Raw genomic sequence first — 20,908 nt, 5'->3', positions numbered from 1 at the left:
TGGATAAGTCATTACTATCGGTGCAATACACGGGTTATCCCAGCGCGGAATTTGTGCACAGGAGAAACATTCGCTCCTTGAGCGACGAATCCTTGCACCCACGATGGGGATTTATTTAACACCTTCAGGGCATCCGCTTGGGTTTCAAATTCAGAAAACACACAAGCGCCTGTTCCTGTTAGGCGAGACGGAGCATATTCTAACAGCCAAGAAACGAGCTGTTCAACCTCACGAAAACGTTTTCTTGCGATCGGTTCACAGTCATTTGCATACGGAGCCAGTAATAATGCGGCTAAAGAGCGTTTTGGAGAATTTCTATTTAATTCTGGATCTGTGAAGATCATCGGAGTTGAGATTTCAATTCCGGGGTGTGCGACTAAATACCAACACTCTTTTGGCTCGGCGGGTGTTAAAATTTCGCCAATACCTTCGGCAAAGGCGGCATGACCGCGAACAAAAACGGGCACATCGGCACCGAGGTGTTTACCTAATTCGGCTAAAACCTCGTCAGCAATGTGTGTTCCCCAATGCTCGTTAAGCGCAATCAGTGTTGTCGCCGCATTTGACGATCCGCCGCCAATTCCACCACCCATCGGCAGCACTTTATTGATGCGAATATCTGCACCTAATGGACCTTGATGATTGAGGGTTTCGCGACAATAGGTTTGCAGGCTTTTGGCGGCTCGAATGATTAAGTTTTTTTCGACATCTACGCCCGGCATCGGGGTGAGTAAATTAATCTGATCATCCGAACGCGTGGTAAAGGTGATTTCATCACCATAATCTAAAAATTGAAACAGAGTCTGTAGCTCATGATAACCATCAGCTCGCTGCCCGGTAATGTATAAAAAAAGATTCAATTTTGCCGGTGATGGCCACGTTAACGTCATTTTTTCAGTGTCCAACTATCCATTTTTAACTTGATGACTTTATCCCCTTGCTTGAGCTCCATGTGGTTCGGCAGCATTGGCGAGGTTTTGGTATCGTAAGAGAGATAATCCAATTTCCATGTTTCGCCATTGATTTTAAACGTCACGGATTTGAGCAAATGGTTACTATCGAGGGTGTATTCAGTGGCGCGTCCCGGTGAGCCGACCAACCAAGCGGTGAGATCGTCAATAGGGATATCCATGCCTGTTAACTGATAAATTAACTCACTCGGCACATCACTCATGTGAGTTTGCCCATCTTTAGTCGTTAATTTGGTTAAATCAGGCTCTACACTGAGTTCCAATTCACGCGTGCCTAATGGGTTAGTCAGTAATAAACGGTATTTTTCTGGGGTATATTGCTGCCAGAAAAACTTCGCGTAAGTTTTGGTTTCTGTTCCGGTACCTTGACCGCCAATGTACACAAAGGAGCCGCGAGTTTGGTAGTCACGCAGTTCAACCACTTGCGATTGGTGGGCTTTCCACTGCGCATCCGTTGAGGATGAAGTGCCTTTCGTGGTGTCTTGAGAGGTAGTCACACAGGCAGTCAGCAGCAAGCAGGAAAGGGGCATTAATCGCCAAAAATTTTTGGCTGGGCGCGTAAACGACAGAGCTGAAGAAAGTTGCATATCGGTTCTCAAAAGGTAATTTTCAGGAATATTGCGCTAATCTGTAGTGGTTATCAATGAAAACATACCAAAAAGTAGGGAATTTGCTTTCTGTGCCAAATGACGGCATCCTTGATGCATCTTATTGATATTGATATCAGACAGTCCGATAATCAACGTAAATTTTGGTATGCATCATCTTTCTGATTGTTGATCATAGCCTACCCGTAGAAACAGACGCGTTAATCATCTACAATATATAAATATAAATCGCAGTAATGAACTAGGTCACTAGTATCATACTGACAAATAAATTAGCAATGTGAGCAATGTGAGTAAGTCGTAAGCACAATGACCCTATTAGCCTTAGGCATTAATCATAAAACAGCACCAGTGGCTTTGCGTGAGCAAGTCGCTTTTGGTCCTGAAAAAATCGACCACGCACTTGAGGAGTTACTGAAACAGCCTCAAGTGAGTGGCGGCGTTGTGCTGTCTACCTGTAACCGAACTGAACTGTATCTCAGCCTTGAGTCCCAAGAAAAAGCGCAGGAACAGTTAACTAAATGGTTATGTGATTTTCATGGGATCACCGCCAAAGATCTCCAACCTAGCCTCTATTGGCATCAAGATGCGCGCGCAGTTAGCCACCTTATGCGTGTAGCAAGCGGGTTAGATTCGCTGGTTCTTGGTGAGCCTCAAATTCTCGGTCAAGTGAAAAAGGCGTTTGCGCTTTCGCAAGATAATCATTCTCTATCTAGCGAATTAGAGCGCTTATTCCAAAAATCGTTTTCTGTGGCTAAACGTGTGCGAACCGAAACTGATATCGGTGCTAATGCGGTCTCTGTCGCTTTTGCAGCTTGTACACTAGCAAGACAAATTTTCGAATCACTCAAACATTTGAATATCTTGTTAGTCGGGGCAGGGGAAACCATCGAATTAGTCGCACGTCATTTGCGTGAGCATGGCGTACAAAAGATGATGATCGCTAACCGAACGCTAGAACGAGCCGAACTTCTCGCCAAAGAAGTGAACGCGCAAGTTATCTCATTAGCTGATATCGATAACCGTTTAGCAGAAGCGGATATTGTGATTAGTTCAACGGCTAGCCCGCTACCAATTATTGGTAAAGGGATGGTCGAACGTGCGATGAAAGCACGCCGTAGTAAACCTATGTTATTGATTGATATCGCAGTTCCTCGTGATATCGAGCAGGATGTAGAAAAACTCAGAGATGTTTATCTCTACACTGTTGATGATCTGGAATCCATCATTGCCCAAAACTTGGCGCAACGTAAAGCTGCCGCGGTTGAAGCGGAATTTATTGTTGAGCAAGAAAGCGGTCATTTTATGGATTGGTTGCGCTCACAAGCCGGAGTCTCTACAATTCGCGAATACAGAGAGCAGGCGGAAGCAATTCGGGCAAGCATGACCGAAAAAGCACTTGCAGCCATTGCCCAAGGTGCCAACCCTGAGCAAGTAATTATGCAGCTATCACAACAGTTAACCAACCGCCTGATCCACGCTCCGACTAAATCTTTGCAGCAAGCTGCGGGAAATGGGGATGTTGAGCGTCTAAATCTACTTAGGGACAGCCTAGGGCTGGACCATCAATAACCACTTTTTAATCATAGGTCTGATATAACGAATGAAGCCTTCTATTGTCGCAAAACTAGAAGCATTACAAGAACGCTACGAAGAAATTGAAGCGCACCTTGCTGATGCGGGTGTGATTGCTGATCAAGACCGTTTTCGTGCTTTATCAAAAGAATATGCTCAATTAACGGATGTCGCGAAGTGTTTTACTGCGTGGCGCACCGTTCAGGATGATATTGAAACAGCCCAAATGCTGTTAGACGATCCTGAAATGAAAGAGATGGCTCAAGAAGAGCTAAAAGAAGCAAAAGAGCGCAATGAAGAGCTAGAGCAACAATTGCAATTGTTGTTACTTCCAAAAGATCCTGATGATGAATATAACTGCTTTGTGGAAATCCGCGCGGGCGCGGGTGGCGATGAAGCGGCAATTTTTGCGGGTGATTTATTCCGTATGTACAGCCGTTATGCGGAAAGCAACCGCTGGCGCGTTGAGCTGATGAGCACCAGCGATGGTGAGCACGGCGGATACAAAGAAGTTATCGCAAAAATTTCGGGTGATAGCGTGTATGGTCGTTTGAAGTTTGAATCCGGCGGTCACCGCGTACAACGTGTTCCTGAAACGGAATCACAAGGCCGTATTCATACCTCCGCTTGTACTATCGCTATTTTACCTGAACTGCCAGAAGCGGAATTACCGGAAATTAGCCCAGCAGATTTACGTATCGATACGTTCCGTTCATCGGGTGCGGGTGGTCAGCACGTTAACACCACCGACTCTGCAATTCGTATTACCCACTTACCAACGGGTATTGTGGTTGAATGCCAGGATGAACGTTCACAACACAAAAACAAAGCGAAAGCGATGTCTGTGTTGGGTGCGCGTATTCGCCAAGCTGAAATGGATAAACGCCATGCCGCAGAAGCTTCAGAACGCCGTAACTTATTAGGTTCCGGCGACCGTTCTGACCGCATTCGTACCTATAATTTCCCACAAGGTCGAGTCACGGATCACCGTATTAACCTAACGCTGTACCGTTTGGATGAAGTGATGGAAGGAAAACTGGATACATTAATTCAGCCTATCATCAACGAATACCAAGCTGATCAGCTTTCTGCTTTATCAGAGCAGGACTAATGCGTTATAGCGAATGGTTACAGCAGGCAGTCGTCAGACTGTCTGCCAGTGATAGCGCTAAACGAGATGCGCAGATCCTGTTGCAACACACAACAGAGCGCAGCCGTACCTACATCCTCGCTTTTGATGAAACCGAACTCACTTCCCATGAACAACAGCAATTAGAGGCGCTATTAGCTCGCCGTGAACAAGGAGAACCGATTGCCTACATTGTGGGTGAACGAGAATTCTGGTCACTACCGCTGTATGTTTCCCCTGCAACCTTGATCCCACGTCCAGATACCGAATGCCTTGTCGAGCAAGCGTTAGCGCGCCTTCCTCAAGATGCCTGTCGTATTTTGGATCTTGGCACAGGAACGGGGGCTATTGGGTTAGCCTTAGCGTCAGAGTTACCTAATAGTCGTGTGACGGGCGTGGATTTTAATCCCGATGCGGTGGCGTTAGCGCAACGAAATCAACAACGTTTAGCCATTTCAAATATTCAGTTCTCACAAAGTGATTGGTTTGCTTCACTCCCCAATGAACTATTTGATATGATTGTGAGTAATCCTCCTTATATTGATGAGGGTGATATTCACTTAAGTCAAGGTGATGTGCGTTTCGAGCCATCAACCGCGCTGATTGCGGATAATCAGGGTTTTTCAGATTTAGAACATATTATTGCCACATCAAAACAATACCTAAAACAACAAGGGTGGCTGCTGCTTGAGCATGGTTGGCAGCAAGGTTTAACAGTGCGAGAGCTGTTTAATGAAAATGGGTACACCAATGTCGAGACCTGTCTGGATTATGGTGGTAAAGAGCGAATTTCCCTTGGCCAATGGAATGGTTAAGCGGGCAATTGCAGTGGAATTGTAATGAAAACAATAGCAAATATTGAGTTTAATCAGTTACCGTTAAGCGAAGGCATTATGATGGTTTCACAAATCATTCGTGCCGATTTCCCCTTTATGCAGGTACAAACGCAATTAGATGATTTAGTCGCTAAAGCGCGTGAAGCAATGGATTTGACTGCTGATAATCAGTCAAAGATAGAGCGGCTGATTGCACTGTTTTATGGTGAGTGGAAATTTGGTGCGGCGCACGGTGTTTATGCGCTATCTGATATGCTGTGGTTAGATAAAGTTTTAGTTTCTAAGCAAGGTACTCCGGTCTCTCTTGGCTCAATTTTCTTATTTATTGCGGAGCAGCTCGATTTAGAGATTGAAGCTGCGATTTTCCCGACTCAATTACTCTTTGTCTCGACAAAACGCGATGGCTCCCAGTGGTTTATTAACCCTGTTAGCGGTGAAACCTTGTCACAGCATACATTAACGATGTGGCTAAAAGGCACGGTTGATCCATACTCCGAATTTATTTTTGATGAATTGGATGTGGCTGAACATAGCATTATTGTTCGCAAAATTTTCGACACATTAAAAGCGGCGCTGATGGAAGAGAAAAAAATGGAGATGGCATTAAAAGTCTGTGAGACATTGCTGATCCTCGATCCTGAAGACCCTTATGAAATTCGTGATCGAGGGCTTATCCTCGCGCACTTAGATTGTAACCATGTGGCGCTGAGCGACCTTAACTATTTTGTTGAGCACTGCCCAGAAGACCCCGTGTCGGAAATGATTAAGATCCAAATTTATTCGCTGGATAACCTTCCAGTTGTACTGCATTGATTAACGTATAGACAGTTTTTGTCTTCCTATAAAGGGTAAGAGTATGCAACAGAAAGTAGTCAGTATCGGTGATATTAAGGTCGCAAACGATCTGCCATTTGTTCTGTTTGGTGGCATGAACGTACTTGAATCTCGCGATATGGCGATGAAAGTGTGTGAGCATTATGTCACTGTGACACAAAAATTAGGCATTCCGTATGTATTTAAAGCCTCTTTTGATAAAGCTAACCGATCATCTATTCACTCTTATCGTGGACCGGGTCTGGAAGAAGGTCTGAAAATCTTCCAAGAAATCAAACAGACTTTTGGCGTGAAAATCATTACCGATGTTCATACTCCAGAGCAAGCTCAGCCAGCTGCTGAAGTGGTTGATGTTATCCAATTACCTGCATTCTTGGCTCGTCAAACTGACTTAGTTGCAGCGATGGCGAAAACCGATGCGGTAATTAACATCAAGAAACCTCAGTTCATCAGCCCGGGACAAATCGGCAACATCGTTGAGAAATTCATCGAAGGTGGCAACGATAACATTATCCTGTGTGACCGTGGTGCAAACTTTGGTTATGACAACTTAGTAGTTGATATGCTTGGTTTTAATGTCATGATGCAAGCCTCTAATGGTTGCCCAGTCATTTTTGACGTAACACACTCACTGCAATGCCGTGACCCATTTGGCGCAGCATCAGGCGGTCGTCGTGGTCAAGTTGCTGAACTGGCAAGAGCAGGGATGGCGGTTGGCTTAGCCGGTCTATTCCTTGAAGCTCACCCAGATCCAGATAACGCGCGTTGTGATGGTCCTTCTGCATTACCATTAAACAAATTAGAGCCATTCTTACAGCAAGTTAAAGCCATTGACGAAGTTGTGAAAAGCTTTCCTGCGTTGGACACCAACAGCTAATCATCGTTTCAAATGCAATTAAATGATGTTGTTTCCATGTTCGGCGCTGATCTCCAGCGCCGATATGGTGAAAAAATCCATAAAGTCACCTTACATGGTGGTTTTAGCTGCCCAAACCGTGATGGTACGTTGGGGCGAGGTGGCTGCACATTTTGTAATGTGTCATCCTTCAGTGATGAGAAACAGTCCGAACAACCCATCACCCTTCAAATCCGGCAACAAGTCTCTCGAATTTCCCGCGCCAATCGCTATTTAGCGTATTTTCAAGCTTATACCAGTACTTACGACGAAGTACATCGTTTAAAACAGCTGTATGAAGAAGCGCTACAACAGGCGGATATGGTTGGCTTATGCGTAGGAACTCGCCCTGACTGTGTGCCTGAAGCGGTGTTATCGTTATTGGCGGATTATCGCCAACAAGGCTATGAAATTTGGCTAGAGCTCGGTTTACAAACCGCCCATGACAAAACATTGCACCGTATTAATCGTGGTCATGATTTTGCCACTTATCAAGCGACCACCCAAAAAGCTCGAGCACTGGGACTTAAGGTTTGCACCCATTTGATTTGCGGTCTGCCAAATGAAAATGCTGCCATGAATATGCAGACGTTAGAGGCGGTATTGGCATGTGGCACAGATGGCATAAAACTGCATCCGTTGCATATCGTTGAGGGTAGTATTATGGCAAAAAGCTGGCGAGCAGGTCGCTTAGAAACCCTATCTTTAGATGAATATACCGCAACCGCAGGGGAGATTATCCGCCATACGCCAACGGGTATTCTGTACCATCGTATCAGTGCCAGTGCGAGAAAACCGACATTATTAGCGCCACAATGGTGTGAAAATCGCTGGGTAGGTATGAACAGTTTGTACCAATACTTGCTCGCTAATGGTGGGCAAGGCTCTGCGTTATAGCGTCTTAAGAACCGTTTTAACGCATCGTTTATCATCTGTATTAACGTTTATAAATAATAAGGCACCTATGTACCCAATCCTCTCTGCTATTAAAAATACCAGCCGCCAATTTTGCTTAGGTGCGATGGGCTTAATGTTCTCACTACATGCAATGGCGCAATACGATATTACGCCTGAAGATAAGAAAATATTTGAACAGACCAAAACGGCGGCTCAAAACAATGACGCTAAAGCGCAATATGAATTAGCTGGAATGTATTTGTCGGGAATTGGTGTATTACAAAACCAAAACAATGCCAAGTTATGGGCAGAGAAATCAGCACAAGCAGGCAATGCCGATGCGTATTCACTATTGGCGGATATCACGTTAATTAGTGGGGATAGAACGTTTACTGAGGAATTTGTCAAAGCCCGTGAATATGCGACTAAAGCCGTTGCTGGTGGGAGTATTCGCGGGAAGATAAGTTTAGCTGAAACGCTGATTACTCCTGAGTCAGGTGGCGTTGATTACCCGCGCGCTATTACACTACTTGAGGAGGTCAGTGCGTTAAATGACAAAGATTATTTTAATGCGCCTTTATGGTTAGGTATTATTTATTACGATGGTAATGGGGTGCCGCAAGATGAGAAAAAAGCGTTGGAATGGTTTGCAAAAGCGGATGCATTAACCTTCGCTGGCTTTGCAGAAGGTATGGCTTCATTTCAATTTAATGATGGTAACAATGGTGCCGTCAGAGATGACGAGCAGAAAGCGACAAAACTCCGTGCGATGGCTTGTGAATTAGGTAAAACCGAAGGTAACGAAATGTATTGCTACTGATTTTTAGCATACAGGATTGAATAGAAAATGCCGCTCTTGTTCAGCAAGTGCGGCATTTTTATTGTCAGTGTTAAGCTAATAATATGGTAGCGTTGTTATGACTTAAGCTGCTTTTTATTCTCTTGGATCCGCTTAACCTCTTCTAATGCACTTTTCAGTGAATTTTGGAAACTGAGCACGCCATCAATCGGACGAACATTGGCACGGGCTAATGTTTTCAGTGGTTGGAATGGAATATCACACACAATAATGTGGGTGTCTTTACGAACGATATCAATAAATTTATGGAAGGCTTCCAGCCCCCCTGCATCAAATACCGGTACGGCATCCCACTGCATCACAATTGTTTCATACCCGTGACTTTTTACCCGTAGCTCGTCAAAAATACGCTCCGCAGCAGCAAAGAACAGCGGCCCATTAACGCGCACAACCAGCAGGCTTTTATCTTCTTGAGTCTCAGGTAACTGAGTCACGCGTGTCATGTTGGCAATTCGGCGCATAAACAGCAGTGATGCGATAACAATCCCGACAGTGATAGCAATAACCATGTCGAATAGGACAGTCAGTGACATACACAGCAGTAAAACAATAATGTCGTCTTTTGGCGCACGGCGGATTAACGTAAACACTTTGCCAGCAGCACTCATATTCCACGCCACAATCAGCAGTAGTGAGGACATAGCAGCGAGCGGTAAATAGGAGAGCAATGGCGCCAGAATAAGCAGGGTCAGCAACACTAAAATAGAGTGCACAATGGCAGAAATAGGGGATGTTGCACCTGCGCGGACGTTTGCAGCCGAACGGGCAATCGCTGCGGTTGCGGTGATCCCACCAAAGAATGGGGCGGCAATATTCCCTAACCCTTGACCAATAAGCTCACTATTGGAATGGTGCTTTTTCCCCGTCATGTTGTCGAGCACGACGGCACACAATAGGGATTCAATTGCACCAAGAACAGCCATTGACAGAGCGGCAGGCATCAATGCGGTGATCATCGACCAACTGATGGGCGCACTACCCGGTAACTCCCAAGGCAACATAAACTGAGGCAGAATAGGTGGAATACCGTTACCTTGAGTTCCATCCGGTAGTAAATAGCTAAATTTAGAACCGATAGTTTCCACCTGAATATCAAATAGGGTTAGCGCCCACATGATCAGGGTGCCGACAATAATTGCAGGCAAGTGTCCCGGTAGGCGAACTTTGAGTTTAGGCCAGAAAATCAGCACGAATAAAGTTGCAAGCCCAATCAAGGTGTCACTGTATTGCAAGGTTGGAAATGCCTTAGTCAATGCAATCACTTTATCGACATAGTTTTCAGGGACATGCTCCATATGCAGACCAAAAAAATCTTTGATTTGCATGGTCGCAATCGTAATCGCAATCCCCGATGTGAAACCAAGCGTGACGGACACAGGAATATATTCGATAAACTTACCGAAGCGAGCAAAACCCATCGCTAGCAAGATAATCCCTGACATTAATGTCGCGACTAATAAGCCACTAAGCCCGTATTGTTGAGATACGGGGTATAAGATAACCACAAAGGCCGCAGTTGGCCCAGAAACGCTGTAACGAGAACCACCCGAAATTGCAATGACAATCCCCGCAATGGCGGCGGTGTAAAGACCATATTGAGGTGGAACACCACTGGCTATAGCGAGTGCCATAGCCAGTGGAATTGCAATAATCCCAACGGTAATACCCGCAATTAAATCCTTCATAAAGCGAGCTGCGGTGTATTTCTCTTTCCAACAGGAATCAATCAATGCGCTAAAAGGGCGCAATCTATTAATATTTTTTGTACTCATTAAAACCCTACCAAAATAACAGGGTGAAAAATAAACGAAATGAAGATATGAGGATACGCCTAACTGAATCAAAAAAATGTGTTATTTATCAATGAAACTACAATTATCATAACGTTTTCAGTATCAAAAGTAAAAAAGCGTTATTTACTCCGTTAAATATCATTAAACGTATTTAAAATAATTATTAACTATCGATTTGCTATTTTAAACAGCAATTTAAAAGGTGTGATAATTAATTAATAGTAAATTCACCGCTTATTTAAATATCCCAAAACGAACTAAAAAATAAGCGAAAATAATAACCATCCCCACAAGAGAACCACGCAATAACTGGCACGCTGAAATAATTTACGAGTACCTTCCCAGCGACTTTCCATGTTTCGGTTTTCCTTATTTTGATTTTCTAAGGATTGAGGAAATAGCAGCCCGAGAGCATTATCAAAGGCTTGGGTATCTCCCTGACGGTAAATTAGCGTGAAGAAATGGTGGTCGAGCCATAGGCGGAAAATAAAGTATTGGCTAGCAAAAAACAGCCCGACACTCACTGCGAGGCTAAAGCGTGATATCGAATCATGAAGCAGTAAAGCAAATTGTCCCAATAACGCGAGGATGGCACCTACGGCAAAATAGCGCCAACTGGCAGTGAATACTAAAATCACATCTCCTTGGTTTTTATCCATCAGTGAACTCATTGGTGTGTTCTCCGTACATGAAATTGCTGATACCAGTGATGTAACTGCTCAACAGTCGCTGAATTTAAAATCACCTGAGGGCGAACTTGTTCCACATGGGCGATGGCCTCATCGATATTTCTCGCCATATTTTGATGCACCATCCAAGCTACCACTACCGTCGCACTACGAGAATAACCTAACTTGCAATGAACATACACCGAACCACTTTGGGCGAGTCTGTCCATAGTTGTAACAGCTTTCTCAATATCCTCGGGGCTTAGAGGTAACAAATCAATTTGCGGCTGACTACAATAATTTTTACCTTGGCTGTAGTTATTGCGAGGCCACTCGCAAGTCATATCGAGAACAGCTTGAGTTTGCAGTGGATATAACGGGCGTCCTCCCAAAACAATTTTTTCGTTCACAATACTGGGTTGCTGACAGCGCTTGGCATAGTAATGATAGGTACCCCAAGCGATCAGGCGATAGGGAAGTAAAACTAATGTGGCAGAAGGAGAAACGTGGCCAGTCGCGGTTTTTTGGAATACAGAAGCGCCAGCACCTAAATAGCCCAGTGTGACGAAAGTTAAGGCGATTGCGGGCCATAGGAGGCACCATGCTGCACCTTGCACGAGAAAGGCGAGAGCATAGCAGGCAATAGCACCAAGCCCATAGTTTTTCGCTATTTTCAGGCTACGAGGGCTACCAGTATAGCGCCATTGCCAGCGAGTATTGATGGGTAACAAGTAACTGATGATGACACCAACGGCGAAGCCGGTGATCACATCGATAAAATGATGCTGCCATGTGGTAAGAACGGAGATCAAAATAAGGATTGACCAACTGTGTAGCAACCAGCGCCATTGGGTTGGAGTATGAGCCCTGAAACGTAGCCACAATAACCACAGTAAAATAATATGCAGAGAGGGGGCTTGGTTATAGGGTAAGTCAAACAGCTCTAGGCTATCGAACATCCAGCCGAATGCTCCATTGGTTTCTGGGCGCGGAAAGCTGAATTTAAGTGGAAAAAGTAAAAAACCAGCACAGGCGATCAGCGAGGCGGCAACTAAGCGCAAACCATGGATGTACTGTTCACGGCGGGTGACACAGATAAACAAGGAAAGTCCATAGAACAGGTCGATGCTCCAATAGGGGATGATGGTCCATGGCAAAAATGGAATGTGTGTTTCCCATCCGTATACATAAGAAGGCACATTGGACAGTGTCGCGGTGTAATTATTGACTTGCCCATAGGTTAAAAAGAAAAAAGGGGCTAAGAATAGCAACCAAAATAGCCCATAGAGCCAAATTTGGCGTCGTGATGTCGGGCGCGTGTCCTGGGCTAAATGAAGCATGGGTTCGGTTCCTATCCTTATTAATCGAATTTGGATGCATAGAAAATGCACCAATAAGTCATTTGCCAAGTAAGTGAGCTATTTGCAGGCTGAATGAGTGCTGGGTAGATAAAAATACAGGTTATTGGTGATGATACCAATAACCTGATAGTTAAAAAGAAAAGTAATTAACGGCGTCGAGCAAGGGAAACGCTAAAAATGCCCCAGTTATCGATGGACTGCGTGATTTTTTCGAAGCCAGCTTCTTCGACTAAAGCATCCATTTCGCCTTGGCTACGGCAGCGCATTACCCATGCTTGTCCACCTTGGTGACTTGGCAGTACTCGGGCAATCATTTCAACCTGTGGGTGCCAAGGTTGGCAGGTGTAGACGAGTAGACCACCGGATGGAATGGCACGAGAAAGCCCATCAAGGGAAGCTCGGACCAGCTCATTGCTTGGGAAAAGCTCATATAGACCGCTGACGATTCCCAACGTTGGCGCTGGAGAAACTGCCGCGAGGTCGTCGGCATCAAATGCGTTACCTTCTTCAAAGCGAACTTTGTCTTCTAAGTAACGTTCTTTGATATGTAAACGGCCTTGTTCAACGTTAATTGGGCTGTAGTCACGCAGTAGAACGGAATCGACTTTTCCGTAGTCATTAATGGCATCAAAAATATAACGACCTTGACCCGCGGCAATATCCATAATACGAACGGGTTTTCCTGTATTAGTCAGTTCACGAATAGCTTGGCGAATAATGTTTTCAATGTTGACTTTGCGCTGGCGGATCCCTTGCCAGCCAATACTGTTGAGGTACTGCCTATCGATAATGCGACCAAACAGACCGGAACCTTGCGCCTCGTTGCGATAGACATAGTCGAGGGTAGAGCCGGAATCAAAGCCTTTATCGTAGCCAATACGCACGCCTTCAGATGCTTTACCCAACGTGCTCATGGACTTGCTCATGATCTTATAAGCAAGGTTTTTCGGGCAGTATTGTGGCAGCGGTACACTCAATGAGCGGAATGCATCGGCACTGGTGCTCCAGGTATCTTCGAATTGGTAATTATGTTGATACAGCGGAAGTGCAAATAATTTATCAACAAACTGACGGATCATTTCGATAGGAATATGGCGGTCTTTTTCACCTAATGTGTCGTGATAAAAACCGGGAAGAATATGCTTCTCTTTAATTGAGGTATTTAGGCTATCATAAAACTGATGCTGTGGTTTATGGTGAACCACATGGTCACTACCAGAAATAAACAACTGGGTTGGCAAAGTGATGGCAGCGGCATCCGCGACCACACGTTCTGCAGTTGTATACAGCTCCAGAAGAATGTTTACGGCAATTGGGCGTGTGATCAGCGGGTCATTGTTAAACGATTGAATACGCTGCTCATCGTGGGTTAAAAACTTGGCTTTTACATAAGAGTTCACATAGAACAATCCGCGAATTTTTTGCATTAGCCCTAAGCCTGTACGGGCAAATGGGACGTACAGTTTGACCTTAAATGCTGGGGAGGCTAGCACCATACCACGGATTTTAGGCGCATAGTCATGCACCCATGTAGAGACCAAGACTGCCCCAACACTTTGCCCAATAACAATAATATTTTCGAGTGGGATCTGATATTGCTCTGATACGTAATGGACAAACTCATCCACATCACGGATGGACGTGCCTAGAGATGGGCTGTAGCCACGAGGGCCTTCATTTCGGCCGTGTCCACGAGCATCCCACGCAAACATAGCAAAATCAGGGAGATTCAATTCATCCACTAAATGCGCAACACGACCAGAGTGCTCATGACCACGGTGAAACAAAATAATGGCTTTATCGGTGATTTGTTCAGTTGGCCAATAACGATAAAACAAATTGGTATGATCACTGGTGGTAAATTGAGATTCGACAACGGGACGTTGAGTCGAATAGTCAGTTTGAGCGTTCATAATTCTTCCTTAATTATTTTCCGATACTGCACTTAATTCAGTCAGTGCGCGGCGAATACGGTTATAGCAGGTATAGAACAACAGCAAGGCAAGGATGACGAACAGGATATTGATCCAACTAGTGGTCATCAGTTGCGGAAAAATACAGACAAACAACCCTAGCGCGCCAAAAACAAAAGCACGATCACTTTTGCCTACGGGGCCATCATAACGGCGAGATGCTCCAATCGCTTGAGCAATGACGCCGATAAATTCAGTCAAAACACTGAGGAATAGGATCAATAAAATCCACCAAAATGCATGCGGGAAAATCAGCACGAAAGGTAGGTATAAGGCAACATCAGAGATGACGTCTCCTAGCTCATTTAGCATGGCACCAAGGTGACTTTTTTGGTTATGCTCACGAGCTAGCATGCCATCAATAGCGTTGAGCGCCATACGAATAAAGAGGACAAACGGCAGCAGGATAAACAAATAAGGGCTAGGGAAAATGGCTAATAGAGCGCCAACGATAATGGACAACCCTAATGCTGCGAGGGTGACTTGGTTGGCTGTAATTCCCGCCTCAAAGAGCTGACGAACGATAGGGCGTAACAGATTCTGAAACTTCGGCTTCAGATCATAAATGGTCATTCACTCATCCTTAAAATATACCGCATAGCGTGCAGTTTAGTGCTATATCAATACGCGATTATGTTTTAGCTGCAATAAGAGCTGTCCTAAGTTCATTATTGCAACAATTTATCGTTACAACTATTCATCATGATAGCAATTCATCGTGAAAGCGATTCATAGTGACAACAAAAAGAGGCTTAACGGTTTCTTTCCAAAAGAACAACTGAGAATTTAGAGGGAATGAATGGAAAAAAGTTCGCGTGTTTCAAAAAAGAAAAGACGCACATTTTTTAAAGAAAATGTGCGTTTTATGAGGGTTAAATAGAATAAGCCATATCCCATTTATTAACGGCTTTATTATCTATGTTTTTATTATCACTGTGTTTGTTATTATCAATAGTAGAACGCATACGTTTAAATTGGCTTGGGGTCATATTCGTGAGTTCTTTAAATTTACGGCAGAATGCGCTGTGATCGGCATAGGCACATTTAATTGAAATATCCGTAATCGAATAATCTTCTTCTAATAACTCAATTGCGTGTTCAAGGCGTTTCTTCTGAATATATTGCTGGGGAGTAATATGAAAGACTGTTTTAAATTGACGATTGAGTTGTGATAATGACAACCCTGAAATTTCAGCCAATGTTGTTATTTTAATAGCGGTATCAAAATGCTGGCTAATATAGTGTTCAACGCGCCCCAATTGACCATTTAATTTGGGACTCACTGACTTCTCATCCTGCAAATCCACCGAAATTCCCGCAACACCGATAACCTGATTTTTAGTATCAAAAATCGGCACCTTGGTTGTTAAACACCAGCCTAATAATCCCGCTTTATAGAGATGCAATTCCAATTTATTGATAACACTTATTTTTTTCTGCATCACCAAATAATCTTGGGAACTATAACTCTGACCTAAATCTGCATGGAAGATATCTTCTGCAGTTTTTCCTATTACGCCATTCGGTTGGTCAACTTTACACCGTTTAGCCAAGTTTTCATTGGCAAGTAAGTATTTGGCATTACGGTCTTTAACGAAAAAAGTCACATTAGGAAGCGTGTTAATCAGTGGCATCACCAACCCAAGATGATTTAACAAATTATTAATATTATCTACGGGGAAAAGCATATTTTCCTGACTAATCAACAACAGTTTATTTAAATCAATCATATTGCGCTCCAATGCATTCAACTAATTTTAATAGTTATCTGAAATATTTTTAAATTGTGCAGAAATACGCATGGGTTGATTCGAAAGATATCAAGAGTTGTTTACATAAATCAAGCATTCTATTAACAAATGATATTGATAAGGATGAACTGATGCAGAGTAAATATAAGAAAATTGAAGTCATTGACTCTCATACCGCAGGGGAACCGACACGTTTAGTGATTGAGGGTTTTCCTGATTTAGGAAATTCAGACATGGCGTCGCGCCTGCAAAAATTACGTACAGAATATGACCATTGGCGCTGCACGACGATTTTAGAACCGCGTGGAAATGACATTTTAGTGGGCGCATTACTTTGCAAACCAGTGAATCCAAAAGCGGCCGCCGGAGTGATTTTCTTTAATAACGAAGGCTACTTAGGTATGTGTGGTCACGGCACCATTGGTTTAGTTGCATCATTGCATTACTTAGGGCGCATTGGCTACGGGGAGCATTTGATTGAAACCCCTGTCGGGGATGTGACCGCTAAATTACATGAAGATGGTAGCGTGAGTATTCAAAACGTCTACGCATACCGTTATCGCAAAGCCGTTCAAGTTAATGTGCCGGAGGTTGGGCTAGTGACTGGGGATATTGCATGGGGTGGAAACTGGTTTTTCCTCGTCGAAAATTCACCACTCGCTATCCAATATGGCAACGCCAAAGCACTGACCGAGGTTTGCTTGAAAATCAAACAAGCTCTGGTTGACCAAGGTATTTTTGGTAAAGATAACCAAGAAATTGACCACATTGAGCTGTTTGGTCATTGCAAAGACGCGGATAGTCAAAGTTTTGTGTTATGTCCAGGCGGTGCCTATGACCGTTCTCCTTGTGGCACGGGCACAAGTGCCAAGCTGGCGTGTCTTGCGGCAGATAACAAACTCGCAGAAGGCAAAATTTGGTATCAGGCAAGTGTCATCGGTAGCCAATTCCAAGCTAGCTATCAGATTGCAGATGCTAATGGCATCATCCCGACTATTCGCGGAAATGCCTATATCAGCGGCGAAAATACCTTGTTGATCGATGAAAACGACCCGTTCCGCTTTGGGATCACGGTGGAGTGAGGTAAGCGAATGGATAACAAATATTCCGTGATTGTGGTGGGTGGTGGCATTGTTGGGCTCAGTATTGCGTTATCTGTCCAGAATCAAGGCACGGACGTTTTATTGGTCGACAAAAACCAAATTGGCTCAGGCGCTTCGTTCGGGAATGCGGGGCATATCGCCACTGAGCAGGTGTTTCCTGTGGCGGACCCATCTGTTTTGAAATCAATTCCTAGCATGTTGCTTGACCCGTTAGGCGCACTGCGTATTGATTGGCGCTATATATTGCCGCTGACACCATGGCTACTGAAATTGTTGGGCAATATGCGCCACAAGCCGTTTATGCATATTCACCATGTTCTCTCCATGCTCAATGGCGCGTCATTAGGCGCTTGGCAGGCATTTTCGAAGCAGTGGCAGTTAGAGGATTTAGTCAAAATCCAAGGTTCGCTGCTGGTGGCTGAAAAACAGCCAACCTTCGAAAAATTGCGTCGCCACGGAGAGTATTTAAATAGCACAGGGGTGCATAACCAGCTGTTGGATCAATCCCAACTGTTGGCACAGCAACCTGAACTTGCCAATAACCAAATTGGTGGATTGTTCTACCCAGAGACTGGGCATGTGGTGGATCTCGCCTTAATGCATGAGCGCTTAACCCAAGCATTCATTCAGTTAGGGGGGAAAGTCCTGACTGAGTGTGAAGTCACGGCGATTGATTCGTCATCAGCGAGTCAAGCACGCTTGTCCACATCACAAGGCGCATTTATTGCCGATAAAGTGGTGATTGCTGGAGGGGCATTCTCGAAATCCTTAGTGAAGATGGTGAGCCGCATTAATGTGCCGTTAGAAACGGAGCGCGGTTATCACTTGATGCTACCGAATGAAAAAGGGCGTTTATCAATCCCGATCTCCAGTATGGATCGCCGTTTTATTATGACGCCAATGAACGGTGGGTTACGTCTTGCGGGTACGGTGGAATATGCAGGGCTAAAACGTCCACCGAATATGCAGCGCGCTCGTCACTTTTTACCGTTAGCTAATCCAATGTTGAAAACACCATTGGATAGCCAGAATACCAGTGAGTGGATGGGGTTTCGTCCCACTATTTCCGATTCCTTACCGGTCATAGACCAAAAAGGCCCGTATGTTTTTGCTTTTGGGCATCAGCATTTAGGGCTAACACAAGCGGCAATTACCGCAGATATCGTCAACAACATGATCCACGGGCAACCGACACCGCTCGATTGCTCGCCTTTTTCGATTAAGCGCTTTCTTTAATTCAGGAGAATTATAATGAATTTTCATGGCATCCTTGTTCCGTTAGTCACACCGTTTCATGATGATCTTTCATTGAATATCACGGCGTTAGCCGAGTTAACCGAAAAACTGATTGCCAGTGGTGTGACAGGGTTAGTTGTCTGTGGCACCACGGGTGAATATTACGCGTTAAATGAAGATGAACGCAAAACCGTATTAACCACAGTCAGTAAAATCGCCAAAGGGCGTGTGACGCTGATCGCTGGGATTAATGACTTATCTACCGAGGGCGCAATTAAACGCGCAGCACAAGCGAAAGAACTGGGCTACGAAGGGCTCATGCTGTCGCCGCCACCGTACAGCCTGCCAGATCAAAACGGCGTTTATGCCCACTACGAAAAAGTGGCGAAATCCACCTCGCTACCAATCATTATGTATAACTTCCCGGCTCGTATCGGTATCGAAATTGAATTAGATACCGTGGTGAAATTAGCTGAAATCGACAATATCGTCGCTATCAAAGAGAGCAGTGGGAGCTTTAGCCGTGCTCTGCATTTGCTACAAACGCCATTTAAAAACTTCGAAGTCATTTGCGGTTGTGATGACCAGCCAGTGGACTTTTTCTTCTGGGGCTCGAAAAGTTGGATCGCGGGTGCGGGCAACGTTTTCCCTGCGGAGCAAGTGGCGATTTTTAATGCCGCACAAAAAGGAGATTGGGCGAAGGCTAAGCAGATCATGCAAGAGATTTACCCTGCTATTTACTCAATGGAGTCAGGTAATTATAACCAAAAAGCCAAAGCGGGTTGCTTAAAAGGTACTTTTAACGTGGGGCCAGTTCGTTTGCCTCTGTCAAATATTAGCCAGCAAGAACGTCATGAGTTTCTTGCGTTGATCAAGCCGTAGGGAGGTTGACTATGTTGATCACCAAAGAGCAAATATTTGAACGAGCGAAACAGAGCCAACTGTGGGCGGGTAATCTCATTGCGGGCTACCAAAGTGGTAGCGCCAAACTTAAAAATTATACGCCTATCGATAATAGTACGATTGGTTATATTGCCGATGGCAGCGCGCAAGATGTCCATGCAGCCGTGAATATAGCTCGTGAAACCTTTGAAGAAGGTAGCTGGAGTGGATTATCCCCTCAAGAGCGTAAGCAAGTGATGCTACGCTGGGCACAACTCATTGAAAAACACAGTGAAGAGCTAGCGGCATTAGATTGTGTGGATGCAGGAAAACCGATTACAGAATGTTTGAATACTGACTTGCCCGCCACCGTCGAAACTTTTTATTGGTATGCGGAAGCCATCGATAAACTATTCGGCAAAATTGCCCCAACAGGTCGCCAAGAAATGGGGCTGATTGTTCATGAGCCAATTGGCGTTGTGGGGGCAGTTTTACCTTGGAATTTCCCTGCTCAAATGTTTGCATGGAAAGTGGCGCCTGCATTGGCTGTCGGAAACTCGGTGATTGTGAAGCCCGCAGAGTTAACTTCCTTGAGTGCCTACCGCATGGTGGAACTGGCTTATGAAGCTGGCGTCCCTAAAGGCGCGTTAAGTTTAGTGTGCGGACTAGGTGAGAAAGTTGGGGAAGCCTTAGGACGCCATCCTGATGTGGATGTGGTGTCGTTTACGGGTTCAACCGAAGTGGGGCGTTTATTCCTGAAATACTCCGCGGAAAGTAACCTAAAAGAGATTGTCTTGGAATGTGGCGGGAAAAGCCCGCAAGTGGTGTTTGAGGATGCGGACTTAGATGCGGCTATTCCACATATTATGGCGGCCGCGTTCTGGAATATGAGCGAAAACTGTAGCTGTGGCTCTCGCTTAATTGTGCATGAAAATGTCAAAAAAAACTTACTCGAAAAGTTAACCGCTGCGGCATCAACATGGCAAGTGGGAGACCCTCGCGAGGCAGGGGTTTCTATTGGCCCAATGATTGAACAGGCGCATTTTGAGAAAGTAAAATCGTTTTTGGATACCACCGTTAAAGAAGGTGGCAAATTGGTAACAGGAGGAAAAATACGCAGTGATCTCGGCTCAGGATGGTATATCGAACCGACTATCTTTGATGCCGTTACGCCAGAAATGTCTCTCTTTCGACATGAAGTTTTTGGTCCCATTTTAGCCGTCACATCGTTTAAAACCGATGACGAGGCGGTCAATTTAGCCAATGACACTCACTACGGATTGGCTGCATCGTTTTATAGCCAAAATGTCCATCGAGTGATGAATATTGCACGTCGTATCAATGCGGGGACAGTGTCCGTCAACGGATTTAGCGAAGGTAATATCACCACGCCATTTGGTGGTTTCCGTCAGTCAGGTTTTGGTGGAAAAGACAACGGCTTAGAAGCCTTTGAGCAATACACCCAAACGAAAGTTATCTGGTTTATCAATCAGTAAAATGACATTGACCTGAGCCTTGCGGGGTTCAGGTTTCGACC

19 protein-coding genes are annotated in these 20,908 nt (G+C 44.7%); 11 read left to right on the top strand and 8 right to left on the bottom strand.

Translation table 11 applies throughout. The annotated features are described in order from the left end of the window. Nucleotides 1-14: 14 nt before the first annotated feature. Both ispE and lolB read right to left on the bottom strand, forming a co-directional pair. Nucleotides 15-890 (bottom strand): 4-(cytidine 5'-diphospho)-2-C-methyl-D-erythritol kinase, encoded by an 876-nt coding sequence (gene ispE / locus PR799_RS01060; protein WP_272521050.1) that lies wholly within the window; start codon nt 888-890, stop codon nt 15-17. After that, entirely contained in the window at nt 887-1,558 is a 672-nt protein-coding gene (gene lolB / locus PR799_RS01055) for a lipoprotein insertase outer membrane protein LolB (protein WP_154626639.1), read from the bottom strand. The genes ispE and lolB overlap by 4 nt, the downstream gene beginning before the upstream one ends. Before the next feature lie 330 nt (nt 1,559-1,888). Here lolB and hemA point away from each other — a divergent pair, with 330 nt between their 5' ends. The 7 genes from hemA (at nt 1,889) to PR799_RS01020 (ending at nt 8,565) form a co-directional block, all read left to right on the top strand. Continuing rightward, nucleotides 1,889-3,151 carry a glutamyl-tRNA reductase gene (gene hemA / locus PR799_RS01050; RefSeq protein WP_036954652.1) on the top strand — a complete coding sequence of 421 codons (1,263 nt, stop codon included), beginning with the start codon at nt 1,889-1,891 and terminating at the stop codon, nt 3,149-3,151. A gap of 31 nt (nt 3,152-3,182) precedes the next feature. Then, nucleotides 3,183-4,265, top strand: coding sequence for a peptide chain release factor 1 (gene prfA, locus PR799_RS01045; protein ID WP_006659989.1), 1,083 nt, complete (start codon nt 3,183-3,185; stop codon nt 4,263-4,265). Beyond that, nucleotides 4,265-5,098 carry a peptide chain release factor N(5)-glutamine methyltransferase gene (gene prmC, locus PR799_RS01040; RefSeq protein ID WP_272521048.1) on the top strand — a complete coding sequence of 278 codons (834 nt, stop codon included), beginning with the start codon at nt 4,265-4,267 and terminating at the stop codon, nt 5,096-5,098. The genes prfA and prmC overlap by 1 nt, the downstream gene beginning before the upstream one ends. 24 nt (nt 5,099-5,122) lie before the next feature. After that, nucleotides 5,123-5,932: a transglutaminase family protein gene (locus PR799_RS01035; protein ID WP_154626643.1), complete on the top strand. Its 810-nt coding sequence runs from the start codon at nt 5,123-5,125 to the stop codon at nt 5,930-5,932. A gap of 43 nt (nt 5,933-5,975) precedes the next feature. Next, a complete protein-coding gene (gene kdsA, locus PR799_RS01030; protein WP_154603938.1) occupies nt 5,976-6,830 on the top strand; it encodes a 3-deoxy-8-phosphooctulonate synthase in 855 nt (284 codons plus the stop codon). A 12-nt stretch (nt 6,831-6,842) separates the two neighbouring features. Then, entirely contained in the window at nt 6,843-7,745 is a 903-nt protein-coding gene (locus PR799_RS01025) for a TIGR01212 family radical SAM protein (RefSeq protein ID WP_272521046.1), read from the top strand. A gap of 67 nt (nt 7,746-7,812) precedes the next feature. Next, entirely contained in the window at nt 7,813-8,565 is a 753-nt protein-coding gene (locus PR799_RS01020; protein WP_154626648.1) for a tetratricopeptide repeat protein, read from the top strand. Between the two features lie 95 nt (nt 8,566-8,660). Here the strand turns inward: PR799_RS01020 and dauA are convergent, their stop codons facing one another. The 6 genes from dauA to PR799_RS00990 form a co-directional block, all read right to left on the bottom strand. Continuing rightward, a complete protein-coding gene (gene dauA, locus PR799_RS01015; RefSeq protein WP_272521045.1) occupies nt 8,661-10,376 on the bottom strand; it encodes a C4-dicarboxylic acid transporter DauA in 1,716 nt (571 codons plus the stop codon). A gap of 278 nt (nt 10,377-10,654) precedes the next feature. Then, on the bottom strand, nt 10,655-11,068 hold the full coding sequence (locus PR799_RS01010) for a hypothetical protein (RefSeq protein WP_272521044.1): 414 nt from the start codon (nt 11,066-11,068) through the stop codon (nt 10,655-10,657). Continuing rightward, a complete protein-coding gene (locus PR799_RS01005; protein ID WP_272521043.1) occupies nt 11,065-12,405 on the bottom strand; it encodes a phosphatase PAP2/dual specificity phosphatase family protein in 1,341 nt (446 codons plus the stop codon). Before PR799_RS01005 ends, PR799_RS01010 begins: the two co-directional genes overlap by 4 nt. A 167-nt stretch (nt 12,406-12,572) precedes the next feature. After that, nucleotides 12,573-14,339: a bifunctional alpha/beta hydrolase/class I SAM-dependent methyltransferase gene (locus PR799_RS01000; RefSeq protein WP_154626656.1), complete on the bottom strand. Its 1,767-nt coding sequence runs from the start codon at nt 14,337-14,339 to the stop codon at nt 12,573-12,575. Nucleotides 14,340-14,348: 9 nt separating this feature from the next. Continuing rightward, the gene (locus PR799_RS00995) at nt 14,349-14,972 is read right to left on the bottom strand and encodes a CDP-alcohol phosphatidyltransferase family protein (protein WP_154626658.1); all 624 of its coding nucleotides are present in this window, start codon (nt 14,970-14,972) and stop codon (nt 14,349-14,351) included. A 299-nt stretch (nt 14,973-15,271) separates the two neighbouring features. Then, nucleotides 15,272-16,129 carry an AraC family transcriptional regulator gene (locus PR799_RS00990; RefSeq protein ID WP_154626660.1) on the bottom strand — a complete coding sequence of 286 codons (858 nt, stop codon included), beginning with the start codon at nt 16,127-16,129 and terminating at the stop codon, nt 15,272-15,274. Between the two features lie 152 nt (nt 16,130-16,281). On the opposite strand from PR799_RS00990, the gene PR799_RS00985 reads away from it, so the two are divergent. From PR799_RS00985 to PR799_RS00970, 4 genes are read left to right on the top strand one after another with little or no spacing between them, the layout of a single operon-like run. Beyond that, complete coding sequence (locus PR799_RS00985; RefSeq protein ID WP_272521042.1) at nt 16,282-17,232, top strand: 4-hydroxyproline epimerase; 951 nt, start codon at nt 16,282-16,284, stop codon at nt 17,230-17,232. Nucleotides 17,233-17,241: 9 nt separating this feature from the next. Next, nucleotides 17,242-18,489, top strand: coding sequence for an NAD(P)/FAD-dependent oxidoreductase (locus tag PR799_RS00980; protein WP_272521041.1), 1,248 nt, complete (start codon nt 17,242-17,244; stop codon nt 18,487-18,489). 15 nt (nt 18,490-18,504) lie between these two features. Continuing rightward, a complete protein-coding gene (gene dapA, locus PR799_RS00975; RefSeq protein ID WP_132495848.1) occupies nt 18,505-19,371 on the top strand; it encodes a 4-hydroxy-tetrahydrodipicolinate synthase in 867 nt (288 codons plus the stop codon). A gap of 11 nt (nt 19,372-19,382) precedes the next feature. Continuing rightward, a complete protein-coding gene (locus PR799_RS00970; protein WP_272521040.1) occupies nt 19,383-20,867 on the top strand; it encodes an aldehyde dehydrogenase in 1,485 nt (494 codons plus the stop codon). Nucleotides 20,868-20,908: the final 41 nt, after the last annotated feature.

The organism is Providencia sp. PROV202, from assembly GCF_028479565.1.
Classification (GTDB): Bacteria; Pseudomonadota; Gammaproteobacteria; order Enterobacterales; family Enterobacteriaceae; genus Providencia; species Providencia zhijiangensis.
This window is presented reverse-complemented; position numbering and strand designations above follow the sequence as displayed.

Excerpts from the sequence above, each read along its gene's own strand:
- dauA (WP_272521045.1), bottom strand. The coding sequence starts at position 10,376 with ATGAGTACAAAAAATATTAATAGATTGCGCCCTTTTAGCGCATTGATT.
- PR799_RS00970 (WP_272521040.1), top strand. The coding sequence starts at position 19,383 with ATGTTGATCACCAAAGAGCAAATATTTGAACGAGCGAAACAGAGCCAA.
- PR799_RS01025 (WP_272521046.1), top strand. The coding sequence starts at position 6,843 with ATGCAATTAAATGATGTTGTTTCCATGTTCGGCGCTGATCTCCAGCGC.
- PR799_RS00985 (WP_272521042.1), top strand. The coding sequence starts at position 16,282 with ATGCAGAGTAAATATAAGAAAATTGAAGTCATTGACTCTCATACCGCA.
- PR799_RS01000 (WP_154626656.1), bottom strand. The coding sequence starts at position 14,339 with ATGAACGCTCAAACTGACTATTCGACTCAACGTCCCGTTGTCGAATCT.
- PR799_RS00980 (WP_272521041.1), top strand. The coding sequence starts at position 17,242 with ATGGATAACAAATATTCCGTGATTGTGGTGGGTGGTGGCATTGTTGGG.
- PR799_RS01020 (WP_154626648.1), top strand. The coding sequence starts at position 7,813 with ATGTACCCAATCCTCTCTGCTATTAAAAATACCAGCCGCCAATTTTGC.
- prfA (WP_006659989.1), top strand. The coding sequence starts at position 3,183 with ATGAAGCCTTCTATTGTCGCAAAACTAGAAGCATTACAAGAACGCTAC.
- hemA (WP_036954652.1), top strand. The coding sequence starts at position 1,889 with ATGACCCTATTAGCCTTAGGCATTAATCATAAAACAGCACCAGTGGCT.
- PR799_RS01035 (WP_154626643.1), top strand. The coding sequence starts at position 5,123 with ATGAAAACAATAGCAAATATTGAGTTTAATCAGTTACCGTTAAGCGAA.
- prmC (WP_272521048.1), top strand. The coding sequence starts at position 4,265 with ATGCGTTATAGCGAATGGTTACAGCAGGCAGTCGTCAGACTGTCTGCC.
- PR799_RS01005 (WP_272521043.1), bottom strand. The coding sequence starts at position 12,405 with ATGCTTCATTTAGCCCAGGACACGCGCCCGACATCACGACGCCAAATT.
- PR799_RS01010 (WP_272521044.1), bottom strand. The coding sequence starts at position 11,068 with ATGAGTTCACTGATGGATAAAAACCAAGGAGATGTGATTTTAGTATTC.
- ispE (WP_272521050.1), bottom strand. The coding sequence starts at position 890 with ATGACGTTAACGTGGCCATCACCGGCAAAATTGAATCTTTTTTTATAC.
- lolB (WP_154626639.1), bottom strand. The coding sequence starts at position 1,558 with ATGCAACTTTCTTCAGCTCTGTCGTTTACGCGCCCAGCCAAAAATTTT.
- kdsA (WP_154603938.1), top strand. The coding sequence starts at position 5,976 with ATGCAACAGAAAGTAGTCAGTATCGGTGATATTAAGGTCGCAAACGAT.
- PR799_RS00990 (WP_154626660.1), bottom strand. The coding sequence starts at position 16,129 with ATGATTGATTTAAATAAACTGTTGTTGATTAGTCAGGAAAATATGCTT.
- dapA (WP_132495848.1), top strand. The coding sequence starts at position 18,505 with ATGAATTTTCATGGCATCCTTGTTCCGTTAGTCACACCGTTTCATGAT.
- PR799_RS00995 (WP_154626658.1), bottom strand. The coding sequence starts at position 14,972 with ATGACCATTTATGATCTGAAGCCGAAGTTTCAGAATCTGTTACGCCCT.